Genomic DNA, 25,919 nt, shown 5'->3' with positions numbered 1-25,919 from the left:
TTAGCAATTTACTGGTTCCCATGAAACTTTATGTTTTTTATTTGTTGATTTTACTAAATGGCACTTGTTTTAGTCAAATGCCCGTAGGCTTTGTTGATGCCTCTCGGGCCATCCCAAATATAAATGTTGAATTAAGATATTACGGCTCTAATAATTTTGTAGGCAGGCCTATTAATGGGTATCATGCGAATAAGCTTATACTTACCCAACCAACTGTTCAAGCGCTTAGGAGTGTCCAAAAAGAACTCCTACAAAAGAATTTATCCTTAAAAGTTTATGATGGTTATAGACCACAACGTGCCGTAAATGATTTTATATATTGGGCACATCAATTAAACGATACCATAAATAAAAATATCTTTTACCCCAAAGTCCATAAAAAGGATTTGTTTAAAGAGGGCTATATTGCATCGAAATCGGGTCATAGTCGAGGCAGTACAGTAGATTTAACTATCGTAAATCTTAATACGGGAGAGCCTTTAGATATGGGAAGTCCTTATGATTATTTCGGAATCGATTCTTGGGTAGCGTTTAAATCAATAACAGAAGCCCAAAAGTCTAATAGAATGTTATTGCAAAACGTGATGCTAAAGCATGGTTTTAGGAATTATCCCAAGGAATGGTGGCATTTTACCTTAAAAAATGAACCTTATCCTGATAGGTATTTTGATTTTCCTATTGAATAGAAAAACCCGTTCTTCAAAATCTTGAAAAACGGGTTTCATATTTTAAATGTTGGAAAAGTTAGGCTTTGTCTAAATTTTTAGTCATAAAAAAACCTACGAATAAAGCAATACCAGCCATTAAAAATATAGTACCGGGTTGGGCAATATCATCATCCATTCCCATCATAACTAATAGACCCGATAAAAATACCCCAACACCAATACCCATAAGTAATAATGCAATATTTAGAATTAGAACTTTCCAAATGGGGGATGTATTATTTTTGCCACTCATAAAGATACTGGCATCTGCCCCTTTTTCAATTAGAGCCAATCGTTCTTTGTTTCTTGTAGATAAGTAGAGATAAACTACCCCAAAAATTGCTAAAAAAAAGCTAATTGGTATTAATACTTCTGACATAATTGTTTGTTTTTAATTGATTATTTTTAATATGTTTATTGTTTATGACGACTGGTACTTCTTTTCGGTTACACTTTTTTAATTATTTTTTTTAAATCAAGCTGTAACCTAAATTGCCAACCAGGCGTCTCACTTAGAGAATGACCACCAACGAGGACCAATATTATATCAATCTCATTATTGAAGGTCATACTAATGCATTTAAAGTATTGGTGGATCGTTATAAAGACATGGTTTTTACACTTACTCATAGAATTCTTAAAAACAGGGAAGAGGCTGAAGAAGTATCTCAGGATACTTTTGTTAAAGTCTATAAGTCGTTGAAGAAGTTTAAAGGGGATTCCAAATTTTCAACATGGATTTATAAAATAGCCTATAATTCAAGTTTGGATCGTTTAAAGAAAAATAAGAAGTTTCAACATCATGTGGCTATTAATGAATTTACGGCCCATGAAGTGAAAACCATGGACAATGCTTTGAAAACCATGGAAGAAGATGAAAGGAAACAAGCTATTCAGGACTGTATGGCATTATTGCCCGGAGACGATGCCTATTTATTGACCCTATACTATTATGAAGGATTATCTTTGGAAGAGATTTCAAAAACTATGGGGTTGAAACCAAATCATATGAAAGTTAAGTTGTTTAGAAGTAGAAAAAAATTAGCAACTATTTTAAAACAAAACCTGGAACCAGAATTAATTACAGATTATGAAAGATGATGCCAACAATCCATTAGATGTTTTAATTAAAAACCTTATTAAAGAGGATACAATTGAAAGGCCCTCCCTTAATTTTTCGGAAGCTGTCATGTCAAGGATAGAAATCTTAAAGGAAAATAAAGTGACTGTCTATAAACCTTTAATATCAAAGTGGGGATGGACTGTTGTTGTTAGTCTATGCGTAACTGTTTTGTTCTATGTTTTGTTTTTCGGAAACCAATCCGAATCAATGGTATGGTTCAATACATTGGATTTTAGTGTGATTGGAGATGTAATTTCTGGCTTTAGGTTATCCAAAGTGGGGATGTATAGTGTCTTACTTTTTGGTATTATGTTCTGCGTACAAATTTCCTTTTTAAAACAGCATTTTGAAAAACGTATAGAATAAATTAATGTTTCGTGAACTTAGTAATTATAGATGAATATTGCGGATATTTTGCCGATAAAGCTACGCTATTGGCCAATTCAAAATCCCTGAAATCAAAACCTGGAGATACTGTACATCCAACAAGCGAATAGGAGTGGGCATTTATAACCTCTGCAGCAAACCAGCTTCTGGCTTTAACTATAAATTGGGGGACATCTCCTTTTTCAAATTGATTTCCAATACGCACTGTTGAGTAAATACCTTCTGAGGAAATAATATGCAGGTTTAAGGCAGATCCCTTATAAAAATGCCAAATTTCATCTTGCTTAATCCTATGAAATGCCGAAAAGTTCTTCGAGGTTAGAAGGAAGTATATGGCGGTAGAAAAATGTCTTTGTCCTTTAATATCGTGGTCTAGGTTAACCTCATTAATAATTCCATCACTTCTGTAGGTTTCTTTGAAAAATCCACCTTCCGGATGCGGCTGTAAATGAAGTTGTGCTACAATTTTTTCAGCTTCTGTCATTTTAAAAAGGCATTAAGTTGCTCCCTTTTTTTCAAAGGAAGAGCATCATTGTTCACCACCAATTGTAACCGTTTTTTGTTTTTATTTTTAGCGAATAATTCGCGGTTAAGTTCAAAAATGCTTAGACTGTTATTTGCTTGGTTTACCAATTCCACTTTATCGCCTGTACGAACATGGCCTTCTTCTAAAGTGCGTACATAAGTGCCTGAATAACCATGATCTATGAATTGTTTAAGGATTTTCTGAGAGCCAAACCGAACTCCTAATTTAAAACAGGGTTCACGGGGTTGCGTTATTTGGACTAAGGCATCTCCTATTTTGTAAACATCACCAATGTGTATCTTTGTCTCATCTAATCCGTCGACGGTTAGGTTCTCTCCAAACATCCCCCAATGCCAATCTAAATGCGGATATAACTTTTTCCAATAAGGGTACTGGTTTGATGAAAACAAATAACAAGCCTTAAATTCACCACCATGATATTTTCTATCCGTGACTTCATCTCCTCTTACATCGTTTTTAGTTAAAAAAACAGGGTTCTGGACAGGGGTTTTATAAATTCCAGTAATCACCTGTTTGCCATTCCAACGAATGGTTTTGGGATTTGCAATGTTAGTAGAAATGATTTTCATGTATTCTGGAGTTGTGACTGATAATGTGCAAACTAAGGTAATTGGAATTTTGAAGAATTTCAATAAAAAAACCACTTTGTTTTATGCAAAGTGGTTTTGTATTGTGGGATGCTAAAGAGGCAGTCAGAATCACAATTCCTTTACTTTATCATATCGTAACTCCGCTTGATAAAGTTTGTGAGTTCTTCTCCTTTAAGAAGACCTTGTGACAATCGCGCCAAATCCAAACTTTGATTTATTAACCGTTCCTGTTTCTTTTTTGTTTTAGTGTTTAAAATATCACTCACCAATTCGTGATTGGTATTAACGATCAAGTTATACATTTCCGGCATGCCACCCATACCAAACATACCGCCACCACCGGTTTGTTGCATTTCTTTCATACGACGCATAAATTCAGGTTGGGTAATGATAAACGGAGAGGCATTACTGTCCATAGCTTCTAATTGTACCATAAATTTTTCTGAAGGGATAACCTCTTTTAATAATTCATCTAAAGCTTTCTTTTGGTCATCATCCAATTTAGAAATGGTGGTATCGTCCTTCTTAATTAAATTGTCAATATGGTCAGCATCAACTCGTGCAAAAGAGATCTTTTCTTTAGAAGTTTCCAGTTTTTGCATTAAGTGTGACACAATCGGTGAATCTAAAAGCAGTACCTCATAACCTTTGGCCTTTGCTGCGTCAATATAACTGTGTTGAGCGTCCTTATCGGCTGCATAAAGTATAACCAATTTATCATCCTTATCGGTTTGGTTTGCCTTTATTTTATTGTAGAGTTCTTCATAGGTATAGTATTTGCCATCAACGGTAGGGTAAAGGGCAAAAGCATCAGCTTTTTCAAAGAATTTTTCTTCGGAAAGCATTCCATATTCGATCACGATTTTTATATCGTCCCATTTCTTCTCAAAATCTTCACGATTACTATTGAACAACGATTTTAATTTATCAGCCACCTTACGGGTAATGTAGGACGATATTTTTTTAACTGCACCATCAGCTTGCAAGTAAGATCGCGACACATTTAATGGGATGTCTGGCGAATCTATAACACCGCGTAACATGGTTAAAAATTCTGGAACGATACCTTCTACATTATCGGTTATGAAAACTTGATTTTGATATAGTTGAATGCGATCCTTTTGGATGTTTAAATCGTTGGTCATTTTTGGGAAATACAAAATCCCTGTCAAGTTAAATGGATAATCAACATTTAAGTGAATATTGAATAACGGTTCTTCGAACTGCATAGGGTATAACTCGCGATAAAAGGCTTTGTAATCTTCATCCTTTAAATCCGTGGGTTGTTTGGTCCAAGCCGGATTGGGGTTATTAATTATGTTGTCTACCGTTATTTTTTTGTGGGGTTCTGTAGTCTCCTTACCGTCTTTATCGGTAGTTGTTTTTGGTGTAAATTCGGGATCATTAATTTCCTTGGTTCCAAACTTGATTGGAATGGGCATGAATTTATTGTACTTTAACAGTAACTCACGGATTCGGGATTCTTCTAAAAACTCCTTGTCGTTGTCCATGATATGAAGAATAATTTCCGTGCCCCTTTCCGTTTTACTGTGAGGTTCTAAGGTGAATTCCGGGGAGCCGTCACAAACCCAATGGGCTGCTGGTTCATCCTTGTAGGATTTAGTAATAATTTCTACTTTATTGGATACCATAAAGGCAGAGTAAAATCCTAATCCGAAATGTCCAATAATACCGGTGTCCTTCGCAGAATCCTTATATTTATCCAAGAACTCTTCTGCCCCAGAGAATGCCACCTCGTTGATATATTTTTCAACTTCTTCAGCAGTCATCCCAATACCATTATCGATAATATGAAGTTTTTTTCCTTTCTTATCGATTTTCACTTCAATTTTTGGGTCACCATATTCAATTTTGGCATCACCCACATTTGTCAAGTGTTTCAACTTTAATGTCGCATCTGTAGCATTACTAATTAGCTCACGTAAAAAGATTTCGTGGTCGCTATACAAGAATTTTTTAATAAGCGGGAAAATATTTTCAACCGATACATTAATATTTCCTTTTGTCATGATATTTATTTTATAGGTTTAAAGGTCACACCGAATAGTATCTCATCGAAATGACGGAATTAATTTTCATTAGTATTAACCCGTAGGTCAAAAAAAATACCAATTCATTAAATGTGACAAACTGACATCTTTTTTAATATTAAGAGGCATTATACGATCAGCTAAACAATTTGTATTGGATTTTAAGAACAGTTATTGTACTTTGTAATACTTAAAACAAATAGCTATGTACAATTCCAAAATAATAGGCTTGGGTAAGTATCTGCCGGACCATGTGGTAACTAATGATGACTTATCTAAAATGATGGATACCACTGATGAATGGATACAGGAGCGTACAGGAATTATTGAACGCCGTTGGATTGTAGAAGGAAGTGAGGACACTTCTGCAACAATGGGGGCAAAAGCTGCTAAAATTGCTATTGAACGTTCTGGTTTAACCAAGGATGACATTGATTTTATTGTTTTTGCCACTTTAAGTCCGGACTATTACTTTCCCGGTTGCGGCGTCCAAATCCAGGACATATTAGATATGCCAACAGTAGGGGCATTGGATGTTAGAAATCAGTGTTCCGGTTTTATTTATGCCGTTGCTGTAGCCGATCAATTTATAAAAACGGGAATGTACAGAAATGTATTGGTGGTTGGTTCGGAATATCATTCAGGAGGCTTGGATAAAACGACCCGTGGTAGGGGAGTAACCGTTATTTTTGGAGATGGTGCAGGAGCAGCGGTTTTGAGTAGAACAGAAGATAATACCAAGGGTATTTTATCTTCGCATTTACACTCCGAGGGTAAATATGCGGAAGAACTCACTGTGATAGGGCCTAGTATTAAACATTGGGTTCCGGAAATTATAGAAGCTAATGATGCTGAAGATACGTCCTATTATCCCTATATGAATGGGACTTTCGTATTTAAACATGCCGTGGTTAGATTTAGTGAGGCCATTATAGAAGGACTGGAGGCCAACAACCTGAAAAAAGAAGATATAGCGATGTTAATTCCTCATCAGGCTAACCTCAGAATTTCCCAGTTTATCCAAAGGAAATTTGGTTTGCGGGATGACCAGGTGTTCAATAATATTCAAAAATATGGGAATACTACAGCAGCCTCTGTTGTGATTGCCTTAACCGAAGCTTGGGAAGAAGGAAAGATACATGACGGTGATACAGTTGTTTTGGCCGCCTTCGGCAGTGGATTTACATGGGGCAGTGTAATCATGAGGTGGTAAAACCAATAATTAAAAAACCCGAAATATGTATTTCGGGTTTTTCAGCTATTAATCAACTCCAACTAACACTAATTTTTGTGAAGTAAATCTATATATATAGACGTCAGAATCTTTAATATATTGTATCTTTAACAAAGTTTAACAATAAAAAATAAAAAACTCGGAATAATACCATCCGAGTTTTTAATTTGAAGTACTCTTCATCATACGAATTTTTTACTAGGTGACTAACTCTAAATAATTAATTTCGTTTGTATTATACCCATAACGTATAATATTTTTTTTTATTGTATTGCAAATAAAAAAAAATAAAAAAACTCCAAAATATTGCATTGGAGCTTTTTTCATTAACCTAAAATTACACTAACCATCAACGTATTAGGTTACTGAAACTTTTATAGGAACCCGCCGTTATTCGATTTCACATTGTTATCTCGTTGTTTTCTTGATTTGGCACGATATTTACCTCCTCCAAATCGATAGCTTAAACTTACATTCCAGGTGTTACTTTCCCAATGGAAGGCCCCTATTTGAGCATATGGTCTAATTCCGTTAAATGCAAATCTCATGGTATTAAAAACATCGTTGTAGTTGAATGCAAAAGTGGCCTTATTGTCTTCCAGAAAGCTGTATCTCATCCCTAAGTTTACAAAATACATGGGTTTTACATCGAACTGTAAATTTCTATTCTTGCCTCTATAAAAACCGAAGGCGGTTAAGGTTAGATTTTTGTTTAAACTATAATTGTTAAACATTCTAAGATTCCATGCAACATTGTCCACTTCGGTTACATCGGTTTCAATGTCTGTAATGGTTGCATTTTCAATAAGCACACCATCTCGAATGTTTTCAGCAATTCCCTTTTGAGTCTGCGAATATAAATCGAAGCTACCATTGATACTCCACCATTTAAAGGGTCTGTAATTGCTTGATACTTCTAAACCAAAGGCTGAAGTATTATCAAAATTATCATGGGTTAATATTACACGACCAGAGGTCACATCGCTTCTGTCGATAAACAGGGCTCTATTAATTTCATTCGAAATGGCCCGATAAAATATACCTGATGTAATACTCCCTTTTCTATTGTTTAAGTTTCTCGTATAGTTTAATTCGACGGAATTGGTGAATTGTGGTTCTAAGTCTTGTTTACCATAGGAGGATACTAATGGGGTGCTCCATTCTTTTATAGGGTTTAATTGACCAATCCCCGGCCGATCTACGCGACGGCTATAACTCATTTGATATGAATTTTTTTCGGAAGGGGAATAGGTAATAAATACAGAGGGATATATTTGAAAATAATCATTTCTAAAAGGTATTTCTGTGATATCATTAGTTAGCACATCCTGTTGAAGGGCAATGGCATCCACATTAACATTCTCTATTCTAGTGCCAATCTGGTAGGTCCATTTTTCAAGCTTTTTGCTCAATGTTGCGTATGCCGAGTAAATGTCTCTTGTATAATCAAAGTTTGTACTAGGTGTAGGAACTAAAACACCGGACTCATTATAGGACTCACCGGTGGAGGCATAAGCAATATCGGTATTAAATAATCGCGCTTGAAGACCTAATTCTAACTTAGTGTTTTCAGACAACGGATTAACATAATCCAGGTTTACCGTCGTATTTGAGCGATCCGTTTCATTAAAATCGGTATAATCACTTAGAGGACCGGCAATTTGATCGAAAAACACTGGATTTTCACCTTCATATACATTATGATCTATTTCTAACTCAATATTCGAACCTTCTTTGGCAAAATCTATTTTATAATCGAAGTTATATTGAGAGGATGTGTTGTCGCCAAAATTGATAAATATCTGATCTTGATTAAATACGGTATTATCATAAAATAGTGCTGTGGTTCTACCTGTGGTACTATTATCCGTAATATTTTGATTGGTGAAAAGAGAAATGGTTTGTTTTTCGTTTAGGTAAAAATCGATACCTAATTTATACTGATGGTTTTCTCTTTGGTCCAAAAATTTAAAAAATTGTTCAGAATTATTTTCCGGTCTATATACGTTACCGTGATTTTTGTTTTTGGATATATTATTACTGTAATTCCCGTAAAAATTGAATTTTCCATTCCTGTAGTTCATGTTTAACGAACTGTTAAATTTGGCCTCTATTTCCTTACTAAGACCAACAGTTACATTCCCATTGAACCCAATGGTCGTATTTTTGTGCAGCACAATATTGATGATGCCACTCATCCCTTCTGGATTATATTTTGCGGAAGGGTTTGTAATGAGTTCAATAGATTTTATGGCCGTCGATGGAATCTGTTTTAACAATTGGGCTGTGGGAATGGTGGATAGTTTACCATCTACCATAACCTGTACGTTAGAGTTACCTCTTAAGCTAATATCTCCTGTTTGTGCATCAATACTAACCGAAGGGATGCCTACCATAAGCTCTGATGCTGTGCCGCTAGCAGCCAGATCTTTACCAATGGTAATTATCTTTCGATCAACTTTCTGCTGAATGGTAGACACTTCGGCGATAACGATAACCTCATCTAAACCTTCAGCTTCTTCTACTAAATAAATAGACCCTAAATCTATTTTGTAATTACCTTTACCAACAGTGAAATTTCTTTCGATCGTTCGGTATCCAATATACTGTATACTAACAATTATTTCCCCTTCATTAATTTTTTTAATTTCAAAATGGCCATCCTCCAGGGTTATACCACCTGTAAGTGTTTCACCCTTTGCGTCTTTAACTATGATGTTCACATAGGGTAAGGGTTGTTTCAAGTCAGCGTCTAAAACCACACCGGATATAGTACCTGTTTTATCGATGTCATTTTCGGGATCCGTGGTGTAGGCTTGTGCAAATACGCTAAAGCATATAGCACAAATGAAGCATAGTTTATTCATTTGGATGGATTGATTTTTTGATTGATGTTTTTAATGTAGACGGCGGGAATAGATTTCTGTTACTATATTTACCGGGTATTAACCTTTTTTTAACATATGAATAAAAAGACATTAGTTTTTGGTGCGTCGTTAAAGCCCAACAGATACAGTAACTATGCAGTTCAACAATTAATTGCTAATAATGTTACCGTAGTCGCTTTTGGGAATGAAAAGGGAGAAATTAATGGTGTGAGCGTTGTATCAGATCTCATACCATACCTTGATTTGCATACGGTAACGCTATACTTAAACCCAAAACAACAAAAGCCCTATTATGACTATATACTATCTTTAAAACCTGGACGTGTTATATTTAATCCGGGAACCGAAAATACAGAATTCTATGAATTGCTGCGGGAACATAAAATTTCTTTTGAAGCGTCTTGTACCTTAGTGTTGCTTGCTACGAATCAGTATTAACCCTAAAAAGGTAAGTAGCCCATTTATTATTAAAATTTCGAATCCTATTTGATATCCATTAAGTAATTCAACAGAATAGGCGTTTAATAAATAGGATACTATTGGAGCAATACAGGCAATAATCCAAACCCATTTATCTTTTAATTGGGCCTTGGTAAAAATTCCAAAAGCAAATAACCCTAACAATGGGCCATAGGTATATCCTGCCGCTTTAAAAAGTTCCCAAATAACCGAAACATCTTTAAAGATCGTATCAAATAACACGATAACGGCAACCAGTACAAAACTAATAAAAACATGTGCGCGCTTTCTAACTCTTTTTTGTGCCTCTTTAGGTTTTTTGTCCAATTCAATAATGTCGATACAAAAAGAAGTCGTTAAAGAAGTTAGTGCGGAGTCTGCACTTGAATAGGCCGCAGCAATTAATCCCAAAAGAAAAAATGAAGAGGTTATAGCCCCAATTTCGGGTAACATGGCAATCGTTGGGAACAAATCGTCTTTACTTGCAGTTATATCATGTATTTCAGCGTATTGCGTCAGCATCAATCCTAATGCCAAAAACAAAATGTTTACAAAAATGAGTACAATACTGAAGGAGATCATATTTTTCTGCGCTTCCTTTAAATTTTTACAGGTTAAGTTCTTTTGCATCATATCTTGATCTAGCCCGGTCATGGTAATGGTTATAAACATGCCGGCAAGGAAACTCTTAATGAAGTATTGTGAATCGTTAATATCATCAAAAAAGAAAGTTTTGCTCATAGGACTTTCCTGGATATTTGAATATATGTCCTGCAGGCTATTTAAATCTAAAGCCGAAGCTAAAAAGATAATGGTAACGACAACAGATATAAGCATGAAAAGGGTTTGGAGGGTATCGGTAAAAATAATGGTTTTAATGCCTCCCTTAAAGGTGTACAGCCAAATGAGTCCGATGGTGACTATCACAGTTACGGTAAAAGGAACATGGTATTGCTCGAATACCAAAAGCTGAAGAACTTTTGCAACCAAAAACAACCTAAAAGCGGCACCGATTGTTCTGGAAATTAAAAAAGCAACAGATCCCGTTTTATAACTTGTATTTCCAAATCGATCTTTTAAATAGGTATAGATTGACGTTAAATTTAATTTGTAGTAAATCGGCAGTAATACGTATGCAATAATTAAATACCCAAAGAAATACCCCAATACAACTTGCATGTAACCAAATTGTTTGGCTTCAACAGCCCCGGGAATTGAAATAAAAGTAACACCGGAAAGAGAGGCTCCTATCATCCCAAATGCTACCAAATACCAGGGGGCAGATTTGTTAGCCTTGAAAAAGGCATCGTTAGAATCTTCTTTACCCGTAAAATAGGAGATCACGATTAACCCGACAAAGTAAGCGGCAATTAATAAAATAATTTGAGATGCGGTCATGGGTATCGTTATGGTGATCAAAATACAAATATTAAATTTCAAAATCCAAACCGAAATACGTTTTATTTAAAAAAGTAATTAAATTAGTGAAATTGAGGTCTAAATAGTATTTTCGCAGTAATGGAATTTTCATCTAAATTACTTGAAAACGCGGTAAATGAAGTGGCGCAGCTACCCGGGATTGGAAAGCGTACGGCCTTACGTTTGGTATTGCATATGCTTAGACAACCCAAGGAGCAAACCATGTCTCTTTCATCGGCATTGCAATCCATGCGTAACAATATTCAGTTTTGTAAATCGTGTAACAACATAAGCGATGGTGAGTTTTGTGAAATTTGCACGAATAAAAACAGAAATAATCAAATAATTTGTGTGGTTGAAGATGTACGGGATGTCATGGCTATTGAAAATACAGGGTCGTTTAAAGGCGTTTATCATGTCTTAGGAGGTAAAATTTCTCCTATAGATGGTATTGGACCTAACGATTTGCATATTGAATCCTTAGTCAATAAGGTTAAAAAAGGAGCGGTAAAAGAATTGATTTTTGCATTGAGTTCTACTATGGAAGGTGATACTACGAATTTCTATATCTTTAAACAATTACAGAACTGTAATGAGATCACCATATCAACTATAGCAAGGGGAATTTCTGTTGGGGATGAATTAGAGTATGCCGATGAAATTACCCTGGGCAGAAGTATATTGAACAGGGTACCATTTGAGTCTTCATTCAAGTTGTAGGTTAAACGTATAAGATGGATAGCCGAATAGCTGTATTATTACCTCATTATAACAACCACGTTGGGTTACAATTGACTTTACAATCCTTAATTGAAGAAACAGAAAGATTTACAGTGTTTATTATTGAAGACTGTAGTGAGGATCTGATGGGAGTTGAAAGAATCATAAAGAGTTTTAACCATCAGTTGGACATCGTTTTATTGATCAATAAAATGAATTTGGGCATTGTTAAATCTCTCAATAGAGGGCTCGAGCATATCATTGGGTTGAAATCATATGACTTTATTGCGAGATTAGATGCAGGTGATATTTGTCTGGATAACCGATTTAAGCAACAAAAAGAGCTATTAGTAAACCATAAGGATATTGGATTGGTAGGCAGTTGGGTCAGATTTGTAGACATGGAAAGGAATAAGCTGTTTGATTTTAAACCACCCTGTCATCATGATACATTAAAAAAGTTCATTCATAAATATAATCCCTTTGTGCATCCTTCCGTCATGTATAAAAAAGAGGTTATAGAGAAAACAGGTTTATATCCTTTGGAATATCCTGCATTAGAAGATCATGCATTTTTTTTTAAAGTTCTAAAATCCTTTAAGGTTTTTATTATACCAAAAATTTTGTTGGAATATGAAGTAAATCCCTATGGCGTTTCGGCAAAACAAAGAAAATTACAAACAGCAAGCAGGGTAAAATTGTTCCTACAGGAATATAATTTTACGATTATTGCAACCTACGGGATTTTGAGATCTTTGATGACACATGTGTTACCAATTTCCATATTAACCCTGTTTAAGAAAAAAGTCTTTTATAAGTGAAAGTAATCACCCTAAATAAAAAATCATTTTTGGAAAGCACCCGTAAGTTGATCGATAAGATAGATTTTAATCCGGACATGATTGTAGAGGTTCTTAATTCAGGTGTGTTTCTGGGACGCGAATTAAAAAAGGGAAACCAAAAATTTGAAAAGGCTTATTATACGAGTGTGAAGGTTCAGAGAGCAAATGAATATATGAAACGCAGTTTAATTTTTAGAATGGTTCTTAAGGGGTTGCCCTATGGGATTTTAAATTACCTAAGAAGATATGAATCTAAAAAAGCCGTTAAATCACTGCTAAGGATTGAAAAGGACATGCCATCTGTGAAGAGCCTGGTAATCCCTGTGAATTCCTCCCAAAAAATAAAAAATGTTTTGATAATAGACGATGCCATAGATACCGGTAAAACCATGCTTTTGGTAAAAGACAATTTAAAACTCCAATTTCCTGAAGCCAATATTAAAACCGCTGTTTTATCATGGACCTTGGGAAATTCCATAGTTAAACCGGATTATTATATATTCAAGAATGTTTTAGTAAGATTTCCTTGGTCAAAGGATTATAAAGGGGAAGATTTTGAATAAAGAAGTTTTAGTGGTTGATTTAGACGGAACGTTATATGCTACCAATACATTTCATCGATATATTAAATATCTGTTCTTAAGGAGTGTAGAAAGTATGGATTTAATACTGTCTTTTCAAATATTGATATGTGTTTTCTTTAGAATTTTAAGGATAATAAGTCATTCTAAATTCAAATACTATGTATTACTTTTTTCAACAAACAAGTCCTATATCAATTCTACAGAATTTATTCAAAGCATAAATGTGTATGCAAGGGATCTCTCTGGGTTATATGATAAAACATACGATTTAAGAATCCTGGCCACTGCTGCCCCGGCGTCCTATTCAAAAGAAATAGCTTTTAAATATAAATTTGATGTTTGTATAGCAACAGAAATGTCAGATACCGAGTATTCGCCAGCCTTTGAGAACGCTAAAGAGAATAAAAGGGAGAACGTGGTAAATTTTTTAAATTCAAGAGGGTTAAAGACTATCGATCTTTTAATAACGGATCATAGCGATGACTTAGCATTGATTAAAATCTCAAAAAATAACATTATTATTAATCCCGATGAGAAATTTAAAAAAGAATTACAATCTCTTGATATTCAATATAAAGTTGTTAATATTCTTTAAGTGATAAGACTCTTATTTTAAGTATTTGTAAAGAATAACCAAAAGAAATAGGTCTTTTTTTGTTAATTTTGCAAACGGAATTCAGAAATCTAGCATTACATTGAATATATGGCAAAGTTTAAACTTAGATTACCAAAAATGGGAGAAAGTGTTGCGGAAGCGACCATTACTTCGTGGTTAAAAGAAGTGGGCGATACTATTGAGATGGACGAGGCTGTCGTTGAAATTGCAACCGACAAGGTAGATAGTGAAGTTCCATGTGAGGTAGACGGTATTTTGATTGAAAAACGATTTAATATTAATGACGTTGTGCCAGTGGGTGAGGTTTTAGCTATCATTGAAACTGAAGGAGACGATATTCCGAAAGACACGGTTAATGATGATGAAGAATTACAGTCAAAACAGGCAGTTGAAGAAATTGAGAAAAACTTATCCTTTGCTCAGGATACCACAAGTGCTCCGGTAACCTCAAGTGATTCTCGCTTTTATTCACCTTTAGTCAGGAATATAGCGAAGGAGGAAGGCATAGCACAAGAAGAGCTGGATGCCATAGTGGGTACGGGATTAGAAGGACGCGTTACTAAAAATGATATTTTAAGTTATCTTGAACGCAGAAGCGATACGCGTACCGGTACACAGGTTGAAGACACCCCAAAAGCATCCATACCCGCTGCAACAGAACCTAAGGCCCCTCCTGCTCCGGCAATTGTCTCTGGTGGGGAAGATGAAATTATTGAAATGACCAGAATGGGTAAACTCATTGCCCACCACATGGTAGAATCGATTCAAACTTCGGCCCATGTACAAAGCTTTATCGAGGCCGACGTTACCAAAATATGGAATTGGAGAAATAAGGTGAAAGAGGCATTTATGAAGCGTGAAGGGGAAAACTTAACCTTTACGCCAATATTTATGGAGGCTATTGCAAAGGCTTTGCGAGATTTTCCAATGATGAATATCTCGGTTAAAGGAGATACGATTGTAAGAAAGAAAAATATAAACCTTGGTATGGCTGCCGCCTTACCTGATGGGAATTTAATAGTACCGGTTATAAAAAATGCAGATCGACTTAATTTAGTCGGTATGACCAAACAAGTTAATGATCTGGCAAATCGAGCACGATTAAATCAATTAAAGCCTGATGAGATCCAGGATGGTACCTATACCGTTACCAATGTCGGTTCTTTTGGAAGCATCATGGGGACTCCAATAATCAACCAGCCACAAGTGGGAATTTTAGCCCTTGGAGCCATTCGTAAAGTACCGGCGGTCATTGAAACCTCGGAAGGCGATTTTATTGGTATACGCTATAGAATGATTTTATCGCATTCCTATGATCACCGTGTGGTTAATGGGGCTCTCGGGGGGCAGTTTGTCAAGGCCGTTAAAGACTATCTTGAATCCTGGGATATCCATAGAGAAATATAAATCATGTATGATATACCTTGAACCAACCGGAAAGGGTTGTTACTCGTGGGGTAAACTTTTGAGTTCTGTATATTTGCAATTAAAAAAAAATAAATGCAATTAAATCTTTCAAGGCCCATCTGCTTTTTCGACTTAGAAACCACTGGGGTGAACATCACTTCCGACCGTATTGTAGAAATTGCCATATTAAAGGTTTTTCCTAATGGTAAAGAGGAAAGTAAACGGTGGTTAGTCAATCCCGAAATGCCCATTCCTAAAGAAGTTACTGCCATACATGGAATAAGTGACGCCGATGTAGCAGATAAACCCATATTCAGGGAAATTGCCAAAGACATTTATAATTTGATTAAAGATTCCGATTTAGGTGGCTTTAACTCCAATAGATTTGATATACCCTTACTGGCAGAAGAACTCTTACGTGCTGAGGTGGATTTCGATATTAAAAACCGATTGACTATTGATGTTCAAACCATTTTTCATAAAATGGAACAACGTACCTTAAGTGCAGCCTATAAGTTTTATTGTGATAAGAATTTAGATGATGCTCATTCTGCTGAAGCCGATACCCTTGCTACTTATGAGGTATTAAAGGCACAAATAGCCAGATATGAAGAAATTGAGAATAATACAAAGTTTTTGGCAGACTTTAGTTCTAGAAAGAAATTTGCGGATTTTGCCGGTTTCATAGTCTTCAATAAAAAAGGGGAGGAATGTTTTTCCTTTGGAAAGCATAAGGGAAAATTAGTAACCGAAATTTTAGAAAAAGAACCCGGCTATTTTGGATGGTTGCTCAATGCCGATTTTCCTTTATACACTAAAAAGGTATTAACAGCCATTAAGTTAAGAAGTTTCAACAACTAAAATGAAGGAATGAAACTCATTTGTATAGGTAGAAATTACACCGACCATATTACAGAATTAGAGAATGAGAGACCTGCAGAACCAGTTGTTTTTTTAAAACCGGATTCGGCTATTCTCTTGAAACATCAACCCTTCTTTATTCCCGATTTTTCACAAGAGGTACATCATGAGGTGGAAATTTTGGTTAAAATTAATCGAATCGGGAAATACATCGATAAAAAATTTGCACACAAATATTATAATGAGATCGGACTGGGTATTGATTTTACGGCACGCGATCTTCAGGCCAAATTAAAATCCAAGGGCCTGCCGTGGGAGAAGGCCAAAGCATTTGACGGAGCGGCTGTAATTGGTAATTGGATTGAGAAAAAGGAGTTTAACGATGTCAACAACATTGCATTTTTCTTAAAAAAAAACGATACAATTATTCAAAATGGAAATACAAGCCACATGCTTTGGAAAATTGATGAAATCATAGAATATGTATCAAAATATTTCACATTAAAGATTGGAGATATTATATTTACTGGCACACCGGCTGGCGTTAGCAGAGTTGTAGCCAATGATCAACTAACAGGATTTATAGAAAACAAACAAATGTTTTCAATAACAGTTAAATAAAATGGAGCAACATTATAAGTTATTTAGAGTACGGGAATTAGCCGACAACGATGAGGATTTTATACTCACTTTAGCCGAAACCTTTGTGGAAGAGGTATCGGAAGATGTAGAACGATTAAAGGTGGCAGTAGCGGAAAAGGATTACCATAATACGTATCAGGCGGCCCATAAAATGAAACCAACCATTGACTTGTTTGAATTGGGTATTTTGGACGATTTAATTGAAGTTCAAGATTGGGGAAAATATCAAAAGACAGACATGGATATCACCTCCAAATTGCAAATAGTTACCACTGCCGTAGACAATGCCCTGGCAGAGATTAAATCTGATTTTAATTTGTAATGCAAGCAGAAATAATTACCATTGGCGACGAACTTCTAATAGGTCAGGTAATTGATTCAAATTCTGCGTACATAGCTAAACAACTTAACAAAATAGGGATATCGGTTTATCAAATTACATCGGTTCAGGATGACAAATCCCATATTTTAAAAACATTAAAGGATGCTGAAAGTCATGTCGATATTGTAATCATTACCGGAGGTCTTGGCCCTACCAAAGACGACATAACAAAAAAAACAATAGCAGAGTACTTTAACGACAATTTGGTTCCGGACGATACTGTTCTAAAAAATATAAAGGCCTTATGGAAACAGTATAATAGGCAAAAACTATTACAGGTAAATAAAGATCAGGCATTAGTGCCTTCAAAGGCTAAAGTTTTAATGAATGCTTTGGGTACTGCTCCCGGTATGTGGTTGGAAAAAGAAAACAAAACATTTATTTCGCTTCCCGGAGTGCCTTACGAAATGCAGGCACTGGTATCCCAACAAGTCATTCCAAAATTAAAAGATAAATATCATCGTCCCTTCATTCTTCACAAAACGTTATTGGTATATGGATTGGGCGAAAGTACTCTGGCCAATCGTATTGAATCCTGGGAAGATGCATTACCAAGCCATATTAAACTTGCCTATTTGCCCAATTTGGGAAAAATGAGATTGCGTTTATCGGCTAAGGGTTATGAGGTAGATAAAGTTAAAGAGGACGTCGATATACAAATTAAAAAACTTCTACCTTTAATAAAAAAAGAATTTTTTGGTTTTGAAGATGAGGAAGGGAATGAAGAAGCGGTTATCGCTAAACAGCTTACCAACTTAGGGAAGTCACTGGCTATAGCAGAAAGCTGTACCGGCGGACGATTGGCACAATTATTTACCTCAATAGCAGGGGCTTCACAGTATCTAAAAGGTGGTGTCATAACCTATTCAACCCAATCTAAAATAGATGTATTGGGCGTTTCAGAGCAGTTAATTCATGAACATTCTGTTGTAAGTGCACCGGTGGCAGAAGCCATGGCAAGCAATGTCCTGCAGTTGTACAAATCCGATTACGCCATTGCAACTACGGGTAATGCGGGACCAACTAAAGGGGATTCGGAAGTGGATATTGGTACTGTTTTTATAGCAATCGCCACCCAAAATAAGGTGTATTCCAAGTCATTTAATTTTGGAAACCATCGTGCCAAAGTGATAGGAAAAGCGGTGAGCAAAGCCTTGGAAATGCTCCAGAAAGAAATTTTTAAAAATTGACAAAAAATTAGATTGCTAAAATATAAAGATTTAGTATATTTGCACCTCGTTTTTAAGCAACAACAAATTTAAAGGTAGAAATAATGTCAAGAGTTTGTGAACTTACAGGAAAGAAGGCCATGGTTGGAAACAATGTGTCTCATGCATTAAATAGAACAAAACGTAAATTTGATGCAAATTTAGTTAAGAAACGTTTTTACATTCCGGAAGAAGACCGATGGGTGACTTTAAAAGTTTCGACTTCTGCCCTAAAAACGATCAATAAAATTGGGATTTCTGCGGCAATTAAGGAAGCTAAATCTAAAGGCTTTTTAAAATAATAGCTGTATTTAATAAATAAGATTAAAATGGCAAAAAAAGGAAATAGAATACAGGTAATTTTAGAATGTACAGAACATAAAGAGTCCGGACAACCAGGAACCTCTAGATACATTACAACAAAAAATAAAAAGAATACGCCGGATAGAATGGAAATTAAAAAATTCAATCCGATTCTTAAGCGTATGACCGTTCATAAAGAGATAAAATAATAAGTCATGGCAAAGAAATCAGTAGCATCATTACAGACAGGATCTAAAAGATTAACAAAGGCTATTAAAATGGTTAAGTCCCCAAAAACCGGAGCTTACATGTTTGTGGAGTCCATTATGAGCCCGGATTTGGTAAATGACTATTTAAACAAGAAATAAGTCGTAAACTTCTTAATATATACAAAGCTGCTTTCATTTTTGAGAGCGGCTTTTTTTATATTTACAAACTATTAGAATATTTCGGATAGCGCAAGTAACCTTATAACGCATGAGTTTTTTTAAAAAAATATTTTCTTCAGAAAAAAAAGAGACCCTGGACAAAGGTCTGGAAAAGACGAAATCCAGTTTTTTCAATAAATTGAGCAAAGCTGTTGCCGGGAAATCGAAAGTGGATGATGACGTATTAGACAATCTTGAGGAAGTTTTGGTTTCCAGTGATGTTGGCGTAGATACAACGCTTAAAATAATTGATCGTATTGAGGACCGTGTATCTCGAAATAAATATCTGGGAACGGAAGAATTAAACCAAATTTTAAGAGAGGAAATTGCTGGATTGTTAAGTGAGACTAACGTTGGTGAGGAAACGGAATTTACGGTACCTCAAGATAAAAAACCCTATGTAATTATGGTGGTGGGGGTTAATGGAGTGGGCAAAACTACCACTATCGGAAAGTTAGCCAGTCAATTTAAAAAGCAGGGTTTAAAGGTCGTTTTGGGGGCGGCAGATACGTTTAGGGCGGCGGCAATCGATCAATTACAGGTTTGGGCAGATCGCGTTGGTGTTCCAATTGTAAAGCAATCTATGGGTAGTGATCCTGCTTCTGTGGCTTTCGATACCCTTAAAAGTGCCATGACCCAAAATGCCGACGTAGTCATTATAGATACTGCAGGACGTTTGCATAACAAGGTAAATCTAATGAACGAATTGACAAAAGTAAAGCGTGTAATGCAAAAGGTGGTCATCGATGCACCACATGAAGTTTTGTTGATATTGGATGGGTCCACTGGCCAAAATGCTTTTGAACAAGCCAAACAATTTACGGCAGCGACCGAAGTTACTGCTTTAGCGGTTACCAAACTGGACGGTACGGCTAAGGGTGGCGTGGTTATTGGCATAAGCGACCAGTTTCAGATACCCGTAAAATATATTGGTGTGGGTGAAGGCATAGATGATTTACAGATATTTAACAAGTATGAATTTGTCGATTCGTTTTTCAAGTAACCATTTTGCGTTTACCCTAAATACTAAAATCGTATTTTTGTATATTAGTGATATCGGAATAAAACATGAGTCATTCAATTTATCATAACCTCCTCATCAAAACTTCACCGGAAGTCGTTTTTGATGCCGTATCACAACCTCGACACTTAGATAACTGGTGGACACTCAAAAGTTCAGGAACGCCTCAAGTAGACGAAACCTATAATTTAAATTTTACAGATGAATATGATTGGTATTGCAAAGTGTCCCAATTAGAATTAAATACATCCATTCATTTTAAAATGACCCAATCGGATAGCGATTGGAACCCAACAACCTTTGGCTTTGATTTAGAAGAAAGGGAGGAAGGGACTTACCTGCGATTTAGCCATATTAATTGGGAAGACACCAATGAGCATTTTAAAGTTGCTTCGTTCTGTTGGGCCATGTTATTAAACGGCCTTAAAAACTATTTGGAAAAAGACCTTGTTGTTCCTTTTGAAGAACGATCCTAAAGGTATTCGATAAGCGCATCAGTATAGCCTATTCAAATCAGGTGAATCGATCTGTTTTTGGATGAGGTTTTGCGTGCATCTATTTACACCTCACTAAAAAATATCAGCACACTATGTTTCAAGGATAAGCAAAAAATGAAAATTTTCTGGTTATTGATACATCATGCCGTAGGCATTGACAATGAAAAAACTCCTGTGAATTTTGAAAAAACTCCTGTGAATTTTCAAAAAACTCCTGTGAATTTTGAAAAAACTCCTGTGAATTTTGAAAAAACTCCTGTGAATTTGGATGCTTTCTAGCCAGATAATTAAATTGGAATAGGGATCCAAAATAATTTTGTAACTTAAGTTATTGCTTTTCATAATGAAGACGTTGTGTTCCGTAACATCGCCTTTTTATTGGTTTGTTTCAGCGTTCATGGTAAAGCATCCTTTTACTTGGATCTCCCTGATGTTCTATCTTAGAAGCATACCCTGTGTGATGGATCCTAATGGCCGTGGTCAAGGACTTGTTTTACTCGTTTTAGTTAATTGTCAATTAGGACCATGAGATTTTGGAACCCATTAAATGACTCTAAAACAAGGTAGTCAAAATGCCAAGCTTGTGTAATGGGTAAGTTATTAATCCTTAATTGCAACGCATTCAATCCAAATAATATTCCAAAGGTTTCTGTATCTTTGCGGCCTTACAATAAGAGATGAGAACAAAATCACTAAAAAAAAATAAAATTAATGTCGTTACTTTAGGCTGTAGTAAAAATGTTTACGATAGCGAAATCCTTATGGGTCAGCTAAGAGCCAATGGTAAGGAGGTTGTTCATGAAGAAGAAGGTAATATCGTAGTAATTAATACCTGCGGCTTCATTAATAATGCCAAGGAAGAAAGTGTGAACACCATATTGGAGTATGTTCAAAAGAAGGAAGAGGGAGACGTTGATAAAGTTTTTGTTACAGGATGTCTTTCCGAACGCTATAAGCCGGATTTACAAAAGGAAATACCTCATGTGGATCAGTATTTTGGAACTACCGAATTACCGGGATTATTAAAGGTGCTCGGTGCCGATTATAAGCATGAACTTATTGGAGAACGCCTTACAACAACGCCAAAAAATTATGCCTATTTAAAGATAGCGGAGGGTTGTGACAGACCCTGCTCGTTTTGTGCTATTCCTCTGATGCGAGGTAAGCATAAAAGTACACCCATTGAAGACCTGGTGATTGAAGCTGAAAAACTGGCCACAAAGGGTGTTAGGGAATTGATTCTTATTGCTCAGGATTTAACCTACTACGGACTTGATCTATATAAAAAACGAAATTTAGGGGAACTCCTCGAAGCTTTGGTTAAGGTGGAGGGCATTGATTGGATCCGTCTACACTATGCTTTTCCAACAGGATTTCCTTTGGACGTGTTGGAGGTTATGAAGCGCGAACCAAAAATCTGTAATTATTTAGACATTCCACTGCAACACATATCGGACAGCATTTTAAAAAGTATGCGCCGTGGAACGAATAAGGAAAAGACGACTAAACTATTACAGGATTTTAGATTAGCAGTTCCTAATATGGCAATTCGCACCACACTTATCGTGGGATACCCTGGAGAAACGGAAGCCCATTTTCGGGAATTGAAACAATGGGTACAAGACATGCGCTTTGAGCGTTTGGGTTGTTTTACCTATTCCCATGAAGAAAATACACATGCCTTTAATTTAAAAGATGATGTTCCGGAGGATGTTAAACAAGAACGCGCTAACGAAATCATGGAAATCCAGTCTCAGATTTCCTGGGAATTGAACCAGGCAAAGATAGGTAAAACGTACAAAGTTATCATCGACAGAAAAGAAGGGGGCTATTTTGTGGGGCGTACCGAGTTCGATTCTCCCGATGTCGATAATGAAGTACTCATAGATGCATCCAAGACTTACCTGAAAACAGGAGAATTTGCTAACGTTAAAATCACCGAAGCTGCAGACTTCGATCTTTATGGCATAGTGATGCCCACTTAGGTTCTTTTAAGTTGTCGCTGGATTTTTTTAATGGCCGACTCAATAGATTTTTCAGGTTCAATGATATTGTATTCACCCCAGAAGCCAGGATCTGAAAATCCTGAGGCTTTGTCCGTTAAAATGGTACTTGGACGAATTAACTGGGAACGAATATTTGCCAATTTCGTATCCTTTAATTCCCAATCGGTAACAGCCATTTCACTGCTTAAAGTGTATACACTGTTAAATAGTTTTCCTTTCCAGTTCACCTTAAAAGTAAGTGAGATGTTACTATAAGCATAATGCCATTTTCCATTACTGATTCTGTAGTTCACTCTGTATGACGCTTCAGTAGGGTAAACATCGACCTTTCTGGGTTTTTTACGAATGTACATCTGACTGGATAGCTCTTTATTTTCGACATTTAGACTAAATACCGCACTGGTTAAGGCCAGTGTATTGGCATCTATATAAAGTTTGCCAAAATAGAGGGGAGTCCTAATATGTTTCTTGGGTTTAAAATTTACAACATAAATTAAACTGTTGTTAATTTGGGTGGATTCACCGTAACTAAAATCATAATCCTTAATGTCGTCCTCTGTAAAAATATATTCAGGGTATTTTATGATATCGGTATATAAATTACAAAAAGGACCACCCTGTAATTTCAGCGCAATAGTATCAAGTTTTGAATAATCCGTATTTTTACGAGCTTTAACAAGTTCTATATGGTCATTCTTGTAACTGCTGTAGGGTTCCTTATGTATTTTAACCACGGCTTCAGACAATGATGCATTTCTTCTCCTTTTTTTAATCGTTTCCCGGTAGAAAGCCGTCATCAAAGTGTTTTTGTCTATATATGAATTTTTTTTCTTTAAGGTTTCGATCACAAGTTCACGAGCAGACCTGTTAATTGAGGTTATACTTATAGGATTAAGTTCAGTATAACTAGGGGTTAATTCAATTTTAGAATCTGTTTTAAAATTCTTTATTGCAATTGTTTTATCTTGATAACCCAAATAAGAAATAATTAGCGATTCATTAAGGTGTGAATTGGGTATTTTTAAGACGAATTCACCGTCGCTATTGGTTACGGTACTAACATTGGAGTTACCCACTGTTAAGTCGGCAAATATTAGAGGTGTTTTTGTGGTTTCATCGATAACAATACCTTCAATTTCTGTAAAGGATTCCATATCCTGTGCAACACATAACGTTATTGGCAATAACGAAAAGAGGCAAAGTGTCATTAATTTTAAAAAGGCTTTCGTTTTCATAACTAACATAAAAATAGGTTTATAGCGGTATTAATTTACGAAATTTTACTGAATTTTTGAAATTTTAAAAGGCTTTTCATTTGGTACTCTTAACTAAATTTTTAGAATTTCAAGATTGAATAACTGTATATTTACACAATTTTTAATTGAAGCATGCAAAAAGATTATATACCGTTCAAGGATACCGGCTATTTCTCATCGATTATATGCGACTACCTGGATAAAAAAAGTAACCTGACATCATTTTACAACCATTTTCCCAATGTCGATAACTTTAAAAAACAAATAAGGGAGAAAAGTCGGTCTTCATTCGTTTCAAAATCCCAAAGAAAGGTATTGGTGTCTGTTTTAAACAAACAATATCAAAATAATATCACTTCAGAAAAGACATTATCCAATATTACTAGCTTGGGAGCCCTAAACACTTATACCATTACCACGGGACATCAATTAAATTTATTTACCGGGCCTTTATATTTTTTATATAAAATCATTTCAACCATTAATCTTTCAGAAGTATTAAAACAACATTACCCCAATTATAATTTTGTGCCTGTTTATTGGATGGCCACCGAGGACCATGATTTTGAGGAGATTAATTATTTTAACTTTAGGGGAAAGAAATTTCAATGGAATCGAGACAGCTCCGGTGCGGTTGGGAATTTATCAACAAATGGATTGGACGAGGTGTTTAATTTATACAGCAAGGAAATAGGGCTCGGAAAAAATGCCGATGCCATAAGGAACCTATTTGAATCAGCCTATCTGAAAAATGATAATTTAACCGATGCCACACGATATTTAGCTAATGAATTGTTTAAAGATTATGGCCTTGTAATAATTGATGCTTCACATAAAGACCTAAAGGCGCTTTTTGTGCCCTTCATTGAACAGGAACTGGTTAAACAGTCTTCATTTAAGGTGGTGTCCAAAACAAATGAGCGCATTAGTGAATTACAAGAGGATTATGACATTCAAGTAAACCCAAGAGACATTAATTTATTTTATTTAAAGGACAATTTAAGGGAGCGCATTGTTGTCGAAGACCATACCTTCAAAGTGTTAAAGACGGAGATGACGTTCAGTCAATTGGAAATGTTAAACGAAGTTTCGGAACATCCGGAGCGGTTTTCTCCCAATGTGATTATGCGTCCGTTGTATCAGGAAGTTATTTTACCTAACTTATGCTATATAGGAGGAGGTGGTGAATTGGCTTATTGGCTCCAGTTGAAGGATTATTTTGATAAATCCGATGTGGTCTATCCCTTGCTTTTATTGCGTAATTCGGTCTTAATTCAATCTAAAAATCAGTTTAAAAAACTTCAAAAATTAAAACTTTCAACACGTGATATCTTTTTAAGACGAAGTGACTTTATTAATAAAAAGGTAAGAGAAATTTCAAATATAGATATTGATTTTTCTACCCAAAAGGAGCACTTAAAGCAACAGTTTGAAGCTCTATATAAGCTTGCTGAACAAACGGATAAATCCTTTTTGGGAGCCGTCAAGGCTCAGGAAGTAAAACAGTTAAAAGGATTGGATCATCTTGAAAAGCGCTTGTTAAAAGCTCAAAAAAGAAAGCTTTCCGAAGAGGTGTCACGCATGACGGACCTTCAAAATGAATTGTTCCCCAATCAGGGATTACAAGAGCGTAATGCTAATTTCTCTGAATTTTATTTGGACTATGGAGAAGCTTTAATACCAACACTAATGCAACATTTGGACCCTCTGGCGGATGAATTTGTGATTCTAAACCTTTAAC

General features: G+C 35.6%; 29 protein-coding genes. 22 read left to right on the top strand and 7 right to left on the bottom strand.

Annotated features, from left to right (window positions below):
- Window positions 1-20 precede the first annotated feature (20 nt).
- Window positions 21-686, top strand: a complete 666-nt coding sequence (locus MR054_RS10995) for a M15 family metallopeptidase (protein WP_242157900.1) — start codon at window positions 21-23, stop codon at window positions 684-686.
- Between the two features lie 58 nt (window positions 687-744).
- Here MR054_RS10995 and MR054_RS10990 read toward each other — a convergent pair whose 3' ends face one another.
- Entirely contained in the window at window positions 745-1,089 is a 345-nt protein-coding gene (locus tag MR054_RS10990; protein WP_242085523.1) for a DUF6249 domain-containing protein, read from the bottom strand.
- Between the two features lie 137 nt (window positions 1,090-1,226).
- On the opposite strand from MR054_RS10990, the gene MR054_RS10985 reads away from it, so the two are divergent.
- On the top strand, window positions 1,227-1,808 hold the full coding sequence (locus MR054_RS10985; RefSeq protein WP_242157899.1) for an RNA polymerase sigma factor: 582 nt from the start codon (window positions 1,227-1,229) through the stop codon (window positions 1,806-1,808).
- Complete coding sequence (locus tag MR054_RS10980; protein WP_242085376.1) at window positions 1,798-2,196, top strand: hypothetical protein; 399 nt, start codon at window positions 1,798-1,800, stop codon at window positions 2,194-2,196. Before MR054_RS10985 ends, MR054_RS10980 begins: the two co-directional genes overlap by 11 nt.
- Before the next feature lies 1 nt (window position 2,197).
- Here MR054_RS10980 and MR054_RS10975 read toward each other — a convergent pair whose 3' ends face one another.
- The 3 genes from MR054_RS10975 to htpG form a co-directional block, all read right to left on the bottom strand.
- On the bottom strand, window positions 2,198-2,701 hold the full coding sequence (locus MR054_RS10975; protein ID WP_242157898.1) for a cupin domain-containing protein: 504 nt from the start codon (window positions 2,699-2,701) through the stop codon (window positions 2,198-2,200).
- Complete coding sequence (locus MR054_RS10970) at window positions 2,698-3,333, bottom strand: MOSC domain-containing protein (protein ID WP_242157897.1); 636 nt, start codon at window positions 3,331-3,333, stop codon at window positions 2,698-2,700. The genes MR054_RS10975 and MR054_RS10970 overlap by 4 nt, the downstream gene beginning before the upstream one ends.
- A gap of 140 nt (window positions 3,334-3,473) precedes the next feature.
- Window positions 3,474-5,384, bottom strand: coding sequence for a molecular chaperone HtpG (gene htpG / locus MR054_RS10965; RefSeq protein WP_242157896.1), 1,911 nt, complete (start codon window positions 5,382-5,384; stop codon window positions 3,474-3,476).
- Window positions 5,385-5,610: 226 nt separating this feature from the next.
- On the opposite strand from htpG, the gene MR054_RS10960 reads away from it, so the two are divergent.
- Complete coding sequence (locus MR054_RS10960; protein WP_242157894.1) at window positions 5,611-6,618, top strand: 3-oxoacyl-ACP synthase III family protein; 1,008 nt, start codon at window positions 5,611-5,613, stop codon at window positions 6,616-6,618.
- A 395-nt stretch (window positions 6,619-7,013) separates the two neighbouring features.
- Here the strand turns inward: MR054_RS10960 and MR054_RS10955 are convergent, their stop codons facing one another.
- Complete coding sequence (locus MR054_RS10955; RefSeq protein WP_242157893.1) at window positions 7,014-9,506, bottom strand: TonB-dependent receptor; 2,493 nt, start codon at window positions 9,504-9,506, stop codon at window positions 7,014-7,016.
- 96 nt (window positions 9,507-9,602) lie between these two features.
- Here MR054_RS10955 and MR054_RS10950 point away from each other — a divergent pair, with 96 nt between their 5' ends.
- Entirely contained in the window at window positions 9,603-9,965 is a 363-nt protein-coding gene (locus tag MR054_RS10950) for a CoA-binding protein (protein WP_242157892.1), read from the top strand.
- Here MR054_RS10950 and MR054_RS10945 read toward each other — a convergent pair.
- Window positions 9,936-11,384, bottom strand: a complete 1,449-nt coding sequence (locus tag MR054_RS10945; protein WP_242085522.1) for a sodium:solute symporter — start codon at window positions 11,382-11,384, stop codon at window positions 9,936-9,938. The genes MR054_RS10950 and MR054_RS10945 overlap by 30 nt on opposite strands.
- Before the next feature lie 120 nt (window positions 11,385-11,504).
- On the opposite strand from MR054_RS10945, the gene recR reads away from it, so the two are divergent.
- From recR to rimO, 16 genes are all read left to right on the top strand, one after another.
- On the top strand, window positions 11,505-12,125 hold the full coding sequence (gene recR / locus MR054_RS10940) for a recombination mediator RecR (protein WP_242085369.1): 621 nt from the start codon (window positions 11,505-11,507) through the stop codon (window positions 12,123-12,125).
- A 14-nt stretch (window positions 12,126-12,139) separates the two neighbouring features.
- Window positions 12,140-12,946, top strand: a complete 807-nt coding sequence (locus MR054_RS10935; RefSeq protein ID WP_242157891.1) for a glycosyltransferase — start codon at window positions 12,140-12,142, stop codon at window positions 12,944-12,946.
- Window positions 12,943-13,530, top strand: a complete 588-nt coding sequence (locus MR054_RS10930) for a phosphoribosyltransferase (RefSeq protein ID WP_242085367.1) — start codon at window positions 12,943-12,945, stop codon at window positions 13,528-13,530. Before MR054_RS10935 ends, MR054_RS10930 begins: the two co-directional genes overlap by 4 nt.
- Window positions 13,523-14,146, top strand: a complete 624-nt coding sequence (locus MR054_RS10925) for a haloacid dehalogenase-like hydrolase (RefSeq protein WP_242157890.1) — start codon at window positions 13,523-13,525, stop codon at window positions 14,144-14,146. Before MR054_RS10930 ends, MR054_RS10925 begins: the two co-directional genes overlap by 8 nt.
- Window positions 14,147-14,254: 108 nt before the next feature.
- Window positions 14,255-15,574 carry a dihydrolipoamide acetyltransferase family protein gene (locus MR054_RS10920; protein ID WP_242157889.1) on the top strand — a complete coding sequence of 440 codons (1,320 nt, stop codon included), beginning with the start codon at window positions 14,255-14,257 and terminating at the stop codon, window positions 15,572-15,574.
- A 93-nt stretch (window positions 15,575-15,667) separates the two neighbouring features.
- Window positions 15,668-16,435, top strand: a complete 768-nt coding sequence (locus tag MR054_RS10915) for a 3'-5' exonuclease (RefSeq protein WP_242157888.1) — start codon at window positions 15,668-15,670, stop codon at window positions 16,433-16,435.
- A 9-nt stretch (window positions 16,436-16,444) separates the two neighbouring features.
- Window positions 16,445-17,056, top strand: coding sequence for a fumarylacetoacetate hydrolase family protein (locus MR054_RS10910; RefSeq protein ID WP_242085363.1), 612 nt, complete (start codon window positions 16,445-16,447; stop codon window positions 17,054-17,056).
- Window position 17,057: 1 nt separating this feature from the next.
- On the top strand, window positions 17,058-17,399 hold the full coding sequence (locus tag MR054_RS10905) for an Hpt domain-containing protein (RefSeq protein ID WP_242157887.1): 342 nt from the start codon (window positions 17,058-17,060) through the stop codon (window positions 17,397-17,399).
- Window positions 17,399-18,649, top strand: a complete 1,251-nt coding sequence (locus tag MR054_RS10900; RefSeq protein ID WP_242157885.1) for a competence/damage-inducible protein A — start codon at window positions 17,399-17,401, stop codon at window positions 18,647-18,649. Before MR054_RS10905 ends, MR054_RS10900 begins: the two co-directional genes overlap by 1 nt.
- A gap of 83 nt (window positions 18,650-18,732) precedes the next feature.
- The gene (rpmB, locus tag MR054_RS10895; RefSeq protein WP_242085360.1) at window positions 18,733-18,969 is read left to right on the top strand and encodes a 50S ribosomal protein L28; all 237 of its coding nucleotides are present in this window, start codon (window positions 18,733-18,735) and stop codon (window positions 18,967-18,969) included.
- 27 nt (window positions 18,970-18,996) lie between these two features.
- On the top strand, window positions 18,997-19,179 hold the full coding sequence (gene rpmG / locus MR054_RS10890; protein WP_007648529.1) for a 50S ribosomal protein L33: 183 nt from the start codon (window positions 18,997-18,999) through the stop codon (window positions 19,177-19,179).
- Between the two features lie 6 nt (window positions 19,180-19,185).
- Window positions 19,186-19,338 carry a DUF4295 domain-containing protein gene (locus MR054_RS10885; protein WP_242085359.1) on the top strand — a complete coding sequence of 51 codons (153 nt, stop codon included), beginning with the start codon at window positions 19,186-19,188 and terminating at the stop codon, window positions 19,336-19,338.
- Window positions 19,339-19,447: 109 nt separating this feature from the next.
- Window positions 19,448-20,401, top strand: a complete 954-nt coding sequence (gene ftsY / locus MR054_RS10880; protein WP_242085358.1) for a signal recognition particle-docking protein FtsY — start codon at window positions 19,448-19,450, stop codon at window positions 20,399-20,401.
- 65 nt (window positions 20,402-20,466) lie between these two features.
- Window positions 20,467-20,895, top strand: coding sequence for an SRPBCC family protein (locus MR054_RS10875; RefSeq protein ID WP_242085357.1), 429 nt, complete (start codon window positions 20,467-20,469; stop codon window positions 20,893-20,895).
- 135 nt (window positions 20,896-21,030) lie between these two features.
- Window positions 21,031-21,195 (top strand): hypothetical protein, encoded by a 165-nt coding sequence (locus MR054_RS10870; RefSeq protein ID WP_242157883.1) that lies wholly within the window; start codon window positions 21,031-21,033, stop codon window positions 21,193-21,195.
- Between the two features lie 398 nt (window positions 21,196-21,593).
- Complete coding sequence (gene rimO, locus MR054_RS10865) at window positions 21,594-22,901, top strand: 30S ribosomal protein S12 methylthiotransferase RimO (RefSeq protein ID WP_242157881.1); 1,308 nt, start codon at window positions 21,594-21,596, stop codon at window positions 22,899-22,901.
- Here rimO and MR054_RS10860 read toward each other — a convergent pair.
- Window positions 22,898-24,157 (bottom strand): carboxypeptidase-like regulatory domain-containing protein, encoded by a 1,260-nt coding sequence (locus MR054_RS10860; protein WP_242157879.1) that lies wholly within the window; start codon window positions 24,155-24,157, stop codon window positions 22,898-22,900. The genes rimO and MR054_RS10860 overlap by 4 nt on opposite strands.
- A 153-nt stretch (window positions 24,158-24,310) precedes the next feature.
- Between MR054_RS10860 and bshC the strand changes: the two genes are divergently transcribed.
- A complete protein-coding gene (gene bshC / locus MR054_RS10855; RefSeq protein WP_242157877.1) occupies window positions 24,311-25,918 on the top strand; it encodes a bacillithiol biosynthesis cysteine-adding enzyme BshC in 1,608 nt (535 codons plus the stop codon).
- Window position 25,919: the final 1 nt, after the last annotated feature.

The organism is Aestuariivivens sediminis (genome assembly GCF_022662105.1).
Taxonomy (GTDB): domain Bacteria; phylum Bacteroidota; class Bacteroidia; order Flavobacteriales; family Flavobacteriaceae; genus Aestuariivivens; species Aestuariivivens sediminis.
This window is presented reverse-complemented; position numbering and strand designations above follow the sequence as displayed.